This is a genomic window from Pseudoalteromonas sp. UG3-2 (assembly GCF_037120705.1).
Lineage (GTDB): Bacteria > Pseudomonadota > Gammaproteobacteria > Enterobacterales > Alteromonadaceae > Pseudoalteromonas.
The window spans coordinates 1,966,669-1,979,998 of sequence record NZ_JAWLJU010000002.1; the positions used below are offsets into that span (position 1 = coordinate 1,966,669).

The 13,330-nt window shown below is 47.6% G+C and carries 10 protein-coding genes; 1 reads left to right on the forward strand and 9 read right to left on the reverse strand.

Annotated elements, in window-relative coordinates:
- Positions 1-139 precede the first annotated feature (139 nt).
- The gene (gene yjgA / locus R3P39_RS11980) at positions 140-658 is read left to right on the forward strand and encodes a ribosome biogenesis factor YjgA (RefSeq protein WP_336567726.1); all 519 of its coding nucleotides are present in this window, start codon (positions 140-142) and stop codon (positions 656-658) included.
- 45 nt (positions 659-703) lie between these two features.
- Here the strand turns inward: yjgA and tldD are convergent, their stop codons facing one another.
- The 9 genes from tldD to R3P39_RS12025 all read right to left on the reverse strand — a co-directional run bounded on the left by tldD (position 704) and on the right by R3P39_RS12025 (position 13,329).
- Positions 704-2,143: a metalloprotease TldD gene (tldD, locus tag R3P39_RS11985; protein ID WP_336567727.1), complete on the reverse strand. Its 1,440-nt coding sequence runs from the start codon at positions 2,141-2,143 to the stop codon at positions 704-706.
- On the reverse strand, positions 2,140-2,955 hold the full coding sequence (locus tag R3P39_RS11990) for a carbon-nitrogen hydrolase family protein (protein WP_336567728.1): 816 nt from the start codon (positions 2,953-2,955) through the stop codon (positions 2,140-2,142). Before R3P39_RS11990 ends, tldD begins: the two co-directional genes overlap by 4 nt.
- Positions 2,948-6,841 carry a YhdP family protein gene (locus tag R3P39_RS11995; RefSeq protein WP_336567729.1) on the reverse strand — a complete coding sequence of 1,298 codons (3,894 nt, stop codon included), beginning with the start codon at positions 6,839-6,841 and terminating at the stop codon, positions 2,948-2,950. Before R3P39_RS11995 ends, R3P39_RS11990 begins: the two co-directional genes overlap by 8 nt.
- A 12-nt stretch (positions 6,842-6,853) precedes the next feature.
- A complete protein-coding gene (gene rng / locus R3P39_RS12000) occupies positions 6,854-8,326 on the reverse strand; it encodes a ribonuclease G (protein WP_336567730.1) in 1,473 nt (490 codons plus the stop codon).
- Between the two features lies 1 nt (position 8,327).
- A complete protein-coding gene (locus R3P39_RS12005; RefSeq protein ID WP_336567731.1) occupies positions 8,328-8,894 on the reverse strand; it encodes a Maf family protein in 567 nt (188 codons plus the stop codon).
- Positions 8,894-9,373 carry a rod shape-determining protein MreD gene (mreD, locus tag R3P39_RS12010; RefSeq protein ID WP_419147291.1) on the reverse strand — a complete coding sequence of 160 codons (480 nt, stop codon included), beginning with the start codon at positions 9,371-9,373 and terminating at the stop codon, positions 8,894-8,896. The genes R3P39_RS12005 and mreD overlap by 1 nt, the downstream gene beginning before the upstream one ends.
- On the reverse strand, positions 9,366-10,208 hold the full coding sequence (gene mreC / locus R3P39_RS12015; RefSeq protein ID WP_336567732.1) for a rod shape-determining protein MreC: 843 nt from the start codon (positions 10,206-10,208) through the stop codon (positions 9,366-9,368). Before mreC ends, mreD begins: the two co-directional genes overlap by 8 nt.
- Positions 10,208-11,251 carry a rod shape-determining protein gene (locus tag R3P39_RS12020; protein ID WP_336567733.1) on the reverse strand — a complete coding sequence of 348 codons (1,044 nt, stop codon included), beginning with the start codon at positions 11,249-11,251 and terminating at the stop codon, positions 10,208-10,210. The genes mreC and R3P39_RS12020 overlap by 1 nt, the downstream gene beginning before the upstream one ends.
- A 68-nt stretch (positions 11,252-11,319) precedes the next feature.
- The gene (locus R3P39_RS12025; protein WP_336567734.1) at positions 11,320-13,329 is read right to left on the reverse strand and encodes an SUMF1/EgtB/PvdO family nonheme iron enzyme; all 2,010 of its coding nucleotides are present in this window, start codon (positions 13,327-13,329) and stop codon (positions 11,320-11,322) included.
- Between the last annotated feature and the right edge of the window lies 1 nt (position 13,330).

Below are 13,330 nucleotides of genomic sequence, written 5' to 3' on the forward strand. Positions count from 1 at the left end.
GATACCTTATCCGCTCGTACTTATTGGCAAGTGTGATATAAATAGTATTGGCTAATAATCGTAACACAGCCATTCGCTATTGTAGTGATCAATTGTGGTATACTTTGCATAATTCACCAACGATAAACAGATCAAAGCAATGGCAAAAGACGAGCAAAATACCGAAGAAGAAATCATCTATGTTTCTAAGACCGAGCTAAAACGTGATGCCCAAGAGCTGCACGAGTTAGGCTGCGAAATTGCCGCGTTAGGCAAGAAACAACAAGAAAAGTTACCCCTGTCCGATGAGCTGAAGGAAGCGATGAAGGTAGCGGATAAGATCCGTGCCAAAACCGACGCTTACCGTCGTCACATGAATTACATTGGCAAGACGTTACGCAGCACCAGTAATATTGACGAGATCCAAGCAGCCATGGATATTCTGCTCAACCGCAATAACCAAGCTGATGTATTATTAAATCAAATTGAAACCACCCGTGATGAGGTCATTGCTCAGGGAGACAGCAAGATCAATGAGCTGCTAAACAGCTACCCAGAGTTAGAGCGTCAAAAGATGCGTCAGTTAGCCCGACAAGCCAACAAAGAACTCAAAGCGGAAAAGCCAGGCAAAGCCTACAAAGAGCTGTTTCAGTACCTTAAAGATGCCATCATGCCATGAGGGTATGCGGCCTAGAGGGAGCTCGCTCCCTCTAACCTTTAGCGTTTATGCCGTGCCACCTACGGTGATTTCGTCAATTTTAAGACTAGGTTGGCCAACGCCCACAGGCACACTCTGACCGTCTTTACCACACACCCCAACCCCTTTATCTAAAGCCAAGTCATTGCCTACCATAGAGACCTTTTTCATCACTTCAGGGCCGTTGCCAATTAAAGTGGCTCCCTTTATTGGCTGAGTAATTTTGCCATTTTCAATCAGGTAAGCTTCAGACGCCGAGAAAACAAACTTACCCGAAGTGATATCGACCTGTCCTCCGCCAAAGTTGCTGGCGAAAATGCCTTTATCAACACTGCGGATAATTTCTTCTTGCGTGTGCTCACCTGGCAACATATAGGTGTTGGTCATACGGGGCATAGGCAAATGCGCATACGACTCACGACGGGCATTGCCAGTTGGCGCCACGCCCATGAGTCCGGCGTTGTGCTTGTCTTGCATATAGCCTTTCAACACGCCTTTTTCAATTAGCACGTTGTACGCCGCTGGCGTGCCTTCGTCATCCACGTTTAATGAGCCACGGCGATCGGCAATGGTGCCATCGTCCACCACAGTGCAAAGGCTAGAAGCAACCTGTTGACCAATGCGACCACTAAATGCAGAGGCTTCCTTACGGTTAAAGTCACCCTCTAGACCATGGCCTACTGCCTCGTGTAACAACACGCCTGGCCAACCGGCCCCCAGCACCACTGGCATCGCACCAGCTGGCGCATCTATCGCTTCGAGGTTAACCCGAGCTTGGCGCACCGCTTCTTTAGCAAACTGCATCCAGCGGGGCTCACCATCCACTAACTCTTTAAAGTAGCCATAGTCTAACCTAGCACCGCCACCAGCACTGCCGCGCTCTCGGCGACCATTTTTTTCCAATAACACCGAGCAGTTTAAGCGGATCAAGGGCCTGATATCGGTGGCAAACGTGCCATCACTGGCGGCAATAAGCACCTCTTCATACACCGCTGAAATAGAACTGACGACCTGCTGCGCTTCTGGCGCAAGATCGCGAATACAACCTTCCACCTCTCGTAATAAAGCCACCTTATCCGCATCCGTCATGCTCATAATGGGCTGCGCTGGTTGAAAGTGCAGTGGTGCTTTAACGTCGCTGAAAACTTGTACCGAGTCATTGTTACCAGCACTAGCAATGCTACGAGCGGCTTCTGCCGCTTTGTTCAAGGCTTCTAGGTTAATGGCATCGGAATAGCTAAACCCCGTCTTCTCGCCACTGATCGCCCGTACACCGACACCGCGTTCGATATTATAGCTACCGTCTTTTACCACGCCATCTTCAAGCACCCAGGTCTCATGATGACTTGATTGGAAGTAAAGATCGGCATAATTTACTTGGTGCTGATGAATATAAGCTAGCGTTTGTGCTAACTGCTCGCGCGTCAACTGACTATTGGCCAGTAAATTTTGCTCTACATTACTCATAAAAACTCACTTTTAAATCGATTGTGACTCGCAACGGGCATTTTGCCACGGATTTCTTTTAGGTAACTCAAATCTAATTGCTGCTGCAGTGGCGTTAATGCCGTACCAGAGTCGGCTAACACCTCTCCCCAAGGTGACACAATTACACTATGACCATAAGTATCACGGCCATTGTCATGGTGCCCTGACTGTGCTGCTGCAATCACATAACACTGTGTTTCGATGGCTCTGGCTTGTAATAGCGGCTGCCAATGTGCCGCTCCGGTGCTACAAGTAAATGCACTTGGTACTAAGATCAGCTCAGCACCTTGCTGCCGTAAACGCTGGTACAGCCCCGGAAAACGCAGATCATAACAGACACTTAGACCAATTAAACCAAACGGGCTGTTGACTACAGTTGTGGCATCGCCGGGCTGTGTCCGTGCCGACTCGCGGTATTGCTGGGTACTGTCATTAACGTCGGCATCAAAAAGATGGATCTTATTATAGCGGGCGACCACCTCACCAGCATCATTAAACAATAAACTGGTGGCATAATATTTTTCATCGTTGCTTGGGGTGGCTATGGTGCCAGCGGCTAACCAAATGTTGAACTCACGGCACAATTGCGCCAGTTGTGCTATGTGTTGTTCACTGTGCTGTGCTACTTGCCAACTTTGTGCCGCTGTAGCACAAAAAGCCAACCAGGTTTCGGGTAAACACACTAAGGTCGGCGCTGTGATTTGCAGCTGTTGTAACTGTGCTCTCAGGTAAGCTAAATTATCTTGAGGTTCTGGTGTTGAACGCATAGGCAGTGCAATCACGTTAGCCATTACCTTTCTCCTGCTGTACTTGCTGAGGTTGTAACTCCTCACTTTGAGCTTGCTTTGGTTGCAACGCAGGCTCGCCGGAGGCCTGGGGCTCTCTCTCAGGCACTATCGGCTGCGGTAACTCAACCTCTTTACTCTTACGGTCGACTTCAGTCACAATGGGCTCTTGCATGGTCCCGGTAATTTTGAAATTAATTTCCGAGATCACCCGGGCGGAATGGATCACCTTATCAAGCGCCAAGGCGGCCAGCCCAGTCACCGGATTCACTGCCCAGGCCATGATCACCGGCAAGCTAGAGGTGACTTGCGGTGCAACCGCAAGATCATAATTAATTTCGTGCGTGTTAAGGTTAGCATAACCACGAATAGATAAGTCGGCCGGCACCCCATCTAACTTGGAGTCATCGCTGTAAGCAATGCCCTTATCTAAGCGTACTTTGCCACTCATACTGTTGTAAAAAAAGCCTTTAGAAAAAACATCGCGAAAGTCTAATCTGAGCTTGCGGATCAAAGAGTCTAGGCTCAGTAACGAGAACACTCTTGCGCCCTTATCACTGATCTCAGCCAAATGCCCCTCTCCGAGCTGCCAATCCAACTCACCGCCTAAACTCGCAATATTGAGATCATAAGGCGCACCTTGCCAGCTCAGGTCGAATTCAATATTGGCGCTGGAGTCTTTTATGGTAGAGGTAATATCAAATTCATCCGTTAGCTCACCAAAATCTTCACTGCTCAGCACCCCGCTAAAACGGCTCTGGCCCTGCTCAAAGCGTCCGCTGGCATTGAGCTGGTGCTCTTCTTTATCGATCACCAACTCGGAAATATTCAACTTATCACCGTCCCCGAATAAAGATAAATTGACTCGGTCTAACTGATAGTCATCCACCTTGCAGTCACTGCAGACAAATTCTGTCGCGGGTAGGGTTAATAACCAATCTAAAGAACGCAAAGGGCTTTCTGCACTTTGCGGTAATAACTCTGTTTGTTGCTCTTGAGGTAAGTTTAGCCGCAGATAATCACTATTGATATGAATTGGACGGCTGGAGCTGGATGCAGGAATGCTGACTTGGGTGCGCATTTCTTTGCTGTTTAGTCGTAATAACGTTCCTGACTGCGCTGGGGTCAGCGTAAGTTCAACATCGTGAAATGGAATATCAGCAAACGATAAGCTGGCAAATTGCCCTTGCACCCGATTAAGAGCTGGGAAAAAACTTTTTCCTTCAGAGCGGTTAGCAGCATTGGTAATGTTCTCTAACAAGGGTAACCATGGCAATAACTCGGTGTTTTGTTGTGCAATGGTGACATCAAAACCTTGAGTGTTTAAGCCTAAGTCTTGCTCGGCTAAAATCAGGTGGGCGTTGTCCATGCGCCCAGAGTCGTTGCCAATAATGGCATTAAAATAGAGTTGCTCACCCCAGTTGGCGGTGATTAAATTCGAAATGTCATCACCTAAGACGGTGCCTCGCAGTAATGTTGTTTGCTCGGCCGGCTTGTGTAGAGGCTGCGGTAATTGGCTGGCTACCCCGCGTAAATCCGAGTCAAACTTTGCCTTATAACTAAAGCCAGTATCAGCAAAGCGCAGTGCCAAGGAGGCATTAAGGGTAGTCGTTCCAGCTAAATAATTATCTAGGATGCCATTAGTATGTGGTTGCAGCTTCGTCATCTCGGCTTGTAATTCAATATCACTATCGAGCTGATACTGTGTGCTATCACCACTGCCACTGAGTTGTAAGGATAAAGGCATGTCTAGCCATGAGGCGCTCAACTGCTCAATATGAATAGTATCATCAACGAATGCCACTCGGCCTGAGACATCCGTGATTTGCATGCCAGGTTTAGATAAATAAATCCGATTATTATCGAGCCACACCTCTCCCTGAGCTCGAGTCGCTCCCGAGCGGAGGTCTACCCGCAATTGAATATCACCACGAGCCGGCCGCTCAACTTGCACCACAGAAAATATATTGGCTAAGGGGTCCGCCAAAGGAGTGGCAGCAAAAAAAGGCTGTAATGTCTGCCCTGGTGTTTGATGATTAATATCCACCGTTAAAATATCAGCATGACTTAAATCCGCGATGCTGACCACCACACCTTCTTGGATACTTTGGTTGAGCAACTTGCCGCTGTGCGCGTAAATGTCCATGCGCTGGTTTTCAAAGTGTAGCTCGACCTCCCCCTGTTGCACGTTCGGCCAATCCGGGGCAAAGCTGAAGGTCACGTCATTCAGTTGTGATTTCACCTCGAACTGCCCCTCTTTATTAGCATATGGAAAGTGCTGCAAAGGACCATTCAGTAATACTTGAGTGGTTAAGTGCTGGCCACTGATAATGCCTCGCTCTAAGTAATCCACTAAGTTATCTCGCATAATGCTAACAGGGAAATAGCTGTCTGCAATTTCACCGCGGCCACCCAGTAGTTCGGCATACAGCGCAAGCTCAGGTTGCTCACCTAACTGCAAGGTAAACTCTGTGCTTAGGGCAAGGTCTTGGTTACTCAGCCACAAGTTGGGACTGGAAAGCTGCCATTGCTGCTGCAATGAACGCTGCAAATAAATATCACCACTGAGCTGAGTTATTTTGAGGTTATCTTTAAAGGTCTCACGGGCCAAAAGCTGCACATTTTCAGCACTTAGGTTAAGATGTGCCTGCTGATTAACGAGGTTAAACTCAGCGCGTGTGCCATACAGCCCAGGGATCCCTTCATACGGCTGAAATGCCAATTCATCGATTACTCCCCAAGCTGAAATATCACCATTATTCGCCACCGTTAGCTTAGCACTACTCAATTCGCCGTTTGGATTCATACCATACAGTACTTCCCGACCAGAGAACTGCAACAGCTGCGCTAACTCAGCCACAAAACTGATATTCAAATGCTCAAACCAAAAAGTTCTAACGTCTGGCTGAATGACCGCCTCAACCTTCACCGGCGCTAAGGCCTGCTGATCTCGGCTAAACTGAACACCGCTGCTCTTTACTCGCCACCCCTGTTGCTCTGGCGTTAGAATGAACTGGGCATCGTCCAGCGCTAAAGAGCTGGGTCTGTCGTCTTCCACCCAAGTGAGTACACTGGGCTTTATATCGACACTAATATCTTGCAAGGTTCCTGCACTAAAACCAAGCCACAGTTGGGCATTAATATCGGCTTCAATGTCTGGGTATTGTAAGGTAACAAACTCCTCCAGCCACTCAACTGGGTTGACAGTATCAGCAGACACATAGATGTCCCCCGTGAGCTCCGACAACTTACTGCCAGAAAGTGATAAACGAGCGTTAAATTGCCCTTGAGAAAATCCAGGTAAAGCGATTTCTCCGGTACCTTGATGGAGCTGACTCGAGTTTTGCCAAATCAAATCCTTAAGTAACAGGCTATGGGTTTTGCCACTGTCAAAAGTTAAGTTTAAGCGGCTATTTTGAATAGCAAAGTGGCCGACATCGCCTAAGAATAAGCCTTCGATGAGGGCTTGTTGCTCAAAGTTTTGTTGTTCTTGTGAGGTTTTTAATTGCGCTAAATTAATGTCCGCTTCGAAGCCCTCGATAACAAAATAATTAGACGCAATTTGCAGTCGTCGTAACGACTCAATGACATTAAGCTGCAGTGATGTTTTGGCGATTTTAACGGCAATGGGCGAGTTTTGATTATCTTTAAACGAGAGCGATTCCAGCACCAGTGCGGGGCCGTTGCCCTCCCAACTGGCACTTATTTGACCGATGCTGATATCAACATTGAATTGTTTCTGTACTAAGGCCTCAATGTTGTCACGATACTCATTGGCATAGGGCAACGCATACTTTAGCGCCGACACCAATACCGCAAGTGTCACTAAGGTAATAGCAAACAGCTGCCACGCTTTACGCAGACAGAAAAAACAGACGGCCTTAGCCTGCATCAATGGATACCCTTACATCATTACAACGTCAAACTGCTCTTGGCTATAGAGGCTTTCTGTTTGAATACTTACTTGTTTGCCAATAAACAGTTCTAGTTCGGCGAGGTTATGATACTCATCATTTATTAGCGCCTCGCTCACCGCAGGTGCGGCATAGACCATAAACTTATCGGCGTCATAGGCGCGATTAACCCGGACTATTTCCCGCAAGATTTCATAACACACGGTCTCAACGGTCTTTAACGAGCCACGGCCTGCACAGGAGGGGCAGACACCACAGAGAATGTGTTCCAGGCTTTCTCGAGTGCGCTTACGCGTCATTTCTACCAACCCCAGCGCTGACAAGCCATTAATATTGGCTTTCGCTCGGTCTTTGGACAACGCGGTTTCCAAAGAGTGCAATACGCGTCGTTTATGTTCATCAGAAACCATGTCGATAAAGTCGATGATAATAATGCCACCCAAATTGCGCAGCCTTAATTGTCTGGCAATGGCAGAGGTTGCTTCGACATTGGTGTTAAAAATGGTTTCTTCTAAGTTACGGTGACCCACAAAAGCCCCGGTGTTGACATCTACTGTGGTCATGGCTTCAGTTTGGTCGATGATTAGGTAACCACCAGATTTCAGCTCCACCTTACGATGCAACGCCTTTTGGATCTCGGTTTCAACATCGAATAGGTCGAAAATAGGGCGCTCACCTGGGTAGTACTCCAAAGCTTGGGCCAGCTGCGGAACAAACTCTTCGGTAAACTTTTTCAGCTCTTGATAGGTCAGCTTAGAGTCAACTCGAATACGTTCCATATCTTCGCCAACATAATCCCTGAGGGTTCGAAACGCGAGCGTTAAGTCTTCGTGTAAAATACTGGCTTTGCTGGTTTTACGACGGCGACTGATGATTTTTTGCCACAGCTTTTTTAAGAACTCAGCATCGTGTTTTAGTTCAGCTTCCGTGGCCCCTTCCGCCGCGGTTCTGACAATAAAGCCACCGTTCTCGTCATTGTATTCAGCCACAATGTCTTTTAATCGGTCGCGTTCGGCCTCGGTTTCGATGCGCTGGCTGACCCCAACATGGGTGGCATCAGGCATAAACACCAAGTAACGCGATGGAATGGTGATGTCGGTGGTTAAACGCGCGCCCTTGGTTCCTAAGGGGTCTTTAACCACTTGCACCATAATATACTGGCCCTGTTTAACCAACTCCCGAATATCTTGCACCTTTTTTACTGGAGAGTCGTCTACGCCCTCTTCGATTGAGGCGCTATTAACAATATCTGAGGCATGCAAAAATGCCGCTTTCTCCAGACCAATATCCACAAATGCCGCTTGCATGCCGGGCAGTACGCGGCTTACTTTGCCCAAGTAGATATTCCCCACGATGCCAAGGTTACCGATACGCTCCACTTGCACTTCTTGCAGAACGCCATTTTCGATTAACGCGACTCGGCTCTCACTGGGCGTAACATTAATTAGTAACTCTGTACTCATATTATTCAAAAAACCGTTGAATTAATTCATCTGTCTCATACAAAGGTAAGCCGACAACTGCAAAATAGCTACCTCGGATCTCAGTGACAAAGCGGCCACCTTGCCCTTGAATACCATAGCCACCGGCTTTATCCAGCGGCTCACCACTGTCCCAGTATGCTAGGATCTCAGCATTACTTAAGGGTTTAAAGGTGACATCGGTGATCACCACCTCGCTCTGCACTTTGTCGTTGCTTGCCAGAGCAACCGCCGTCATCACTTGGTGTGTTCGCCCTGATAGCTGCTGCATCATCGCCATAAAATCGGCTTTGTCGCGTGGTTTACCTAAGGCTTGGTCATCCACTACCACCACAGTATCGCTGCCTAAAACTGGCTTGTCGGTGTAGCCCATTGCTACGCCAGATTGTGCTTTGAGACGCGCTAAACGAGTCACTAACTGGATGGGCTTCTCATCAGCCAGTGGGGTTTCATCAGCATCAACGCTGAACTGCGAAAATTGATAGCCCAACTGCGCCAACAGCTCTTTGCGGCGTGGCGAAGCGGACGCTAAATAAAGCGAAATTGACATTATCTGATCCTAAACTGTCTGCGGTACTTTCTTAGTAGCGGAAAAATCCACAACCAGCACACCATACCCGTAACCGCTGGCCATAAATATTGCGGGTTAAAGTAGATATCAAGCAAGAAGTGATTAAGCCAAAATTGTAACAAATGATAGAGAGCCAAGAACAAGCCAATTAACACTGCTTGCTGCCAAATTGAAAAGTTACGTATTTTTTGGAAGTTACTCGCAGTTATATAAATACAAATGGAATAGGTTAAGGAGTTGACCCCTAATGGTGCCCCCATGGCTAAATCAATGATTAAACCAATCACCCAGGCCCAGCCAATATTAACACGGTGTGGTACCGCCAATGACCAGTACATGAGCACTAAAAGCACCCAATCTGGACGAAAAGGCTCTAACGAAAATGGCAATGGCATCAGCGCCATAATCAAGGCCACAAACACGCTGAGCGCAATCATTAAGTTGCTATGTCTACTCATTATTAATGGCCTCGCGACTTTGCTTGCCAAGCACCACTAACAACCTGATACGATCTAGCTGCGCTACGGGCTCTGCTTGTACTTGCGCAAAGGGTAAGCCTTCATCCCGATCGATTTCAGTCACCACCGCCACAGGGTAGCCTTCTGGAAAGGTGCCCCCTAAGCCAGAGGTAACCAACACGTCGCCGATACGAATATCCATGCTATGGGGTACATGGGCTAATCTAACGCTCTGGATTTTACCCGTGCCCTCTACCACAGTACGCACGTCGTTGCGCAAAATACGCACCGGAGTGGCATGGGTTGTATCTGTCATCAGCAACACCCGAGAGGTCGTGGTCCCCACTTGCGTTAATTGCCCGACAATCCCCATTTCGTCAATGACTGCCTGACCCTCTTTAACACCATCAATAGTGCCACGGTTGATCACCACTTGGTGACTATAAGGGTTAGAATGCACTGACAGTACCTGTGCAATTAGGCGTTTATTGCTCTCTCGTGCCGATGCCCCAAGCAGCGCTCGCAGCTCTTGATTTTCTTTTTGTAGAAATTGTAATTGTTGTAGCTGCTCACTTTGCAGTAATTGCTTTTCCAGTAAGGTTTGATTTTGTTGTTGTAGCTTATCTCGGGTATTTAGACTTTGCAGCCCGAGGTTAAACGCTTCATATGGAATGTTCGCAACGTACAAAAGCGGACTGACTAAGGTATTTAAACTGGTACGCACTAGGGTGCCGCCAGCGGTAAAACGATCGCCAATAATGAGGATAATACTAAGCACAACTGCGACCGTAAGTCGCAGTTGTAGGGAGACGGTACGTCCGAATAAAAGATTCATTAATCGTAACTAAAGACGTCACCACCGTGCATATCTATCATTTCCAGTGCCTTACCGCCACCGCGAGCTACACAGGTGAGTGGATCTTCTGCAACAACCACTGGAATCCCCGTTTCTTCCATCAACAAGCGATCGAGATCTTTTAATAGTGCCCCACCGCCAGTTAACACCATACCGTGAGCAGAAATATCCGACGCCAACTCAGGTGGTGACTGCTCTAGTGCCACCATTACTGCGCTTACTATGCCCATTAATGGTTCTTGTAAGGCTTCTAGGATTTCATGGGAATTGAGTGTGAATGAACGCGGTACCCCTTCTGCTAGGTTGCGGCCACGCACTTCGATTTCCACCGGCGTTTCGCTTTTGAATGCTGAGCCAATTTCGTGCTTAATCAGCTCGGCTGTGGCTTCACCTATTAGGCTGCCAAAGTTACGACGTACGTAGTTGATGATGGCTTCATCAAACTTATCGCCACCAATGCGCACAGAAGAAGAATACACCACGCCGTTCAGTGAGATAATCGCCACTTCCGTGGTACCACCACCAATGTCAACCACCATTGAGCCAGTTGCTTCTGAAACCGGCAATCCAGCACCAATTGCTGCCGCCATCGGCTCTTCAATCAGGTACACTTCACGGGCGCCTGCGCCCATTGCCGACTCTCTGATGGCGCGTTTCTCAACTTGCGTGGCACCACATGGCACACAAATCAATACTCTAGGGCTCGGTCGCATAAAGTTATTATTATGTACTTGCTTGATAAAGTGTTGCAGCATTTTCTCGGTAACGTAGAAATCAGCAATAACGCCGTCTTTCATAGGTCGGATTGCTTTGATGTTACCTGGAGTACGGCCTAGCATTTGTTTTGCCGCGGTACCGACAGAAGCGACACTTTTTGGTCCACCAGCACGCTCCTGACGGATCGCAACTACCGATGGCTCATTCAGTACAATGCCTTCTTCTTTTACATAAATTAGTGTATTTGCTGTCCCTAAGTCGATAGAGAGATCGTTGGAAAATAATCCGCGTAATTTTTTAAACATGAGGCTGGATAACCTTTAAGAATTCTATCAAACAAAGTGACGTTCAACGTCACTCTTAGTGTACTACCTTAGCGCTCTCGAACCAGTCGAAAGCCTATATAATTTGCTCTGAAGTCAGGAGCTAGGGCTAAGCGAGTTGAAACACGAGCCAAACTAGGTGCAAAGTTCCATGCCCCACCTCTTACTGTGACATCACTTTGAGATGCGCGTTTTTGCGTCCACTCCCACACATTACCCACGGTATCATATAGTCCGTAACCGTTAGGAGAAAACTGTGCCACTGGCGCTGGGCTTTTGTTTGACCATTCACTGCCACACCAACCACAATTCGCTAAATTGCGACCAATTTCATTGCCCCAAGGGTATTCAGACGTGGTCCCCGCTCGAGCTGCGTACTCCCACTCCACCTCATTGGGTAAGCGAAACTGTTGTCCTTTCTCGCCTGATAACCAGTTTGCATACGCTTTTGCGTCTTCATAAGAAACACATACTACTGGGAAATTATCTGACTGTTGGTAGCCGGGATTCTGCCAACTGTATTCTAGCTCCCATACCGGCGCGCCATTTTTATAATAAGCACAGCCTTTGCCTTGTTCAGCGAGGGTTTTATAGCCTGTGCTTTGCACAAACTGGCGAAAAGCCGCCACACTCACCTCAGTACTTTGCATAGCATAAGAATGACTCAGTACTTTTTCCACAACCGGACGCTCATTGGGTAAGCCATTGCCCGTCAGGTCGCCCATTTCAAATGTCCCAGCAGGAATAATCGCCAGCTCATTGTCATGATTGGAAACGGCCACTTCAATGGCATTGCTGCTCTTGGTTGGCTGCTCGGTTACAACAGCGGTTACCGGCTCGCGTTTTTTAACTAATTTGGCGTTGACGGTTTGCGCCGCACGCAAGTTTACTCGCGTTTTAAACGGTTCGTAGCCGATTTTACGTATTTCAATATCGTAAAATCCTGGTGGCATGTTCACCACGGTTTTGGTGGCGCCATAGCTGACACCATTGATAAACACTTCGTCGTCATAGACATTAGAACGCAGGGTAAGCTCGACTGTTTTATCAGCCGATTGTGACTTTTTTACAAGGGGGGTCTCCACAATCGGTTGTGCTTGTACAGTAGCCACTTCCACTGTATCGGCAACGGGATCGGAAAAAGTCAGTTGACTGTCGCTGTAGGTAGCAGGATAGCTTGACTGATAACTAACAGCCAAAGGCGTACCATATTCACTGCAATAGCGGTTATCTAAACTCAACAGATTACACAAACGACTGCTGTTGACGTCGCCACGCATGGTGACACTTAAATTGACGCTGTAATTACCTTGACCACTAAAGCCACTGTCAACCACATGGCTACTGACCACTTGTACTTGGGCACCAGCCATATTGCGTTTTGGTTCAACGACACGATTCTCGGTTAGATTAGCAAAGATTTGATCAATAAAGCGTTTGGTCGCTTTTTGTAGCCCCATTTGTTGACCACGCTGTTCACACGCCGCTAAGGTTTCTGTGCGCTTACAGTTAATGGTGTGCTCAACTTCCAGTGTGCCTTCGCGGGTAAACTCATTGCGTAAGCGCTCAACTCGCGCAGTGCCTAGCTGATCTTTGAGATTTTCTAGGGTATTAACTAGGGTGTGTTTTGTTACTCGAACTTGCTCAATGTCTTTTCGTTGCGAGGCAATTGCCGCTATTTGCATCGCAATGTCTTCTTTGTTCTGCTTATGATCGGCGACCGCCTGCTGATAGCGAGACTGGGCTGCACCAATATCGATAGAAGGATCGTCAATCAACCTTCTATAAAGCTCGTTCATAGCATCAAGAGCCTGATTTTTTTCTTTATCTAATTCGGTAGAGCGATCACGCAACAATTCTAATTGCGTTTGCAAACGGGTTTCTTCAGCAAGGTGTTTTTCTAGAATAGCCGAGTATTTATCAAGCTCGTTTTGCTTATTAGACAATTCGGACTCTATGGCAGTTACAGTGGCGGTATCTTGCGCGTTAGCGCTCGGAGCTACTGCACTCATGGCCAAAATAGAGGCCGAGACAATAAAAGTTATAGGAGCAATTCGCATA

Excerpts from the sequence above, each read along its gene's own strand:
- R3P39_RS11990 (WP_336567728.1), bottom strand. The coding sequence starts at position 2,955 with ATGGCTAACGTGATTGCACTGCCTATGCGTTCAACACCAGAACCTCAA.
- R3P39_RS12025 (WP_336567734.1), bottom strand. The coding sequence starts at position 13,329 with ATGCGAATTGCTCCTATAACTTTTATTGTCTCGGCCTCTATTTTGGCC.
- yjgA (WP_336567726.1), top strand. The coding sequence starts at position 140 with ATGGCAAAAGACGAGCAAAATACCGAAGAAGAAATCATCTATGTTTCT.
- rng (WP_336567730.1), bottom strand. The coding sequence starts at position 8,326 with ATGAGTACAGAGTTACTAATTAATGTTACGCCCAGTGAGAGCCGAGTC.
- mreC (WP_336567732.1), bottom strand. The coding sequence starts at position 10,208 with ATGAATCTTTTATTCGGACGTACCGTCTCCCTACAACTGCGACTTACG.
- tldD (WP_336567727.1), bottom strand. The coding sequence starts at position 2,143 with ATGAGTAATGTAGAGCAAAATTTACTGGCCAATAGTCAGTTGACGCGC.
- R3P39_RS12005 (WP_336567731.1), bottom strand. The coding sequence starts at position 8,894 with ATGTCAATTTCGCTTTATTTAGCGTCCGCTTCGCCACGCCGCAAAGAG.
- R3P39_RS11995 (WP_336567729.1), bottom strand. The coding sequence starts at position 6,841 with ATGCAGGCTAAGGCCGTCTGTTTTTTCTGTCTGCGTAAAGCGTGGCAG.
- R3P39_RS12020 (WP_336567733.1), bottom strand. The coding sequence starts at position 11,251 with ATGTTTAAAAAATTACGCGGATTATTTTCCAACGATCTCTCTATCGAC.
- mreD (WP_419147291.1), bottom strand. The coding sequence starts at position 9,373 with ATGAGTAGACATAGCAACTTAATGATTGCGCTCAGCGTGTTTGTGGCC.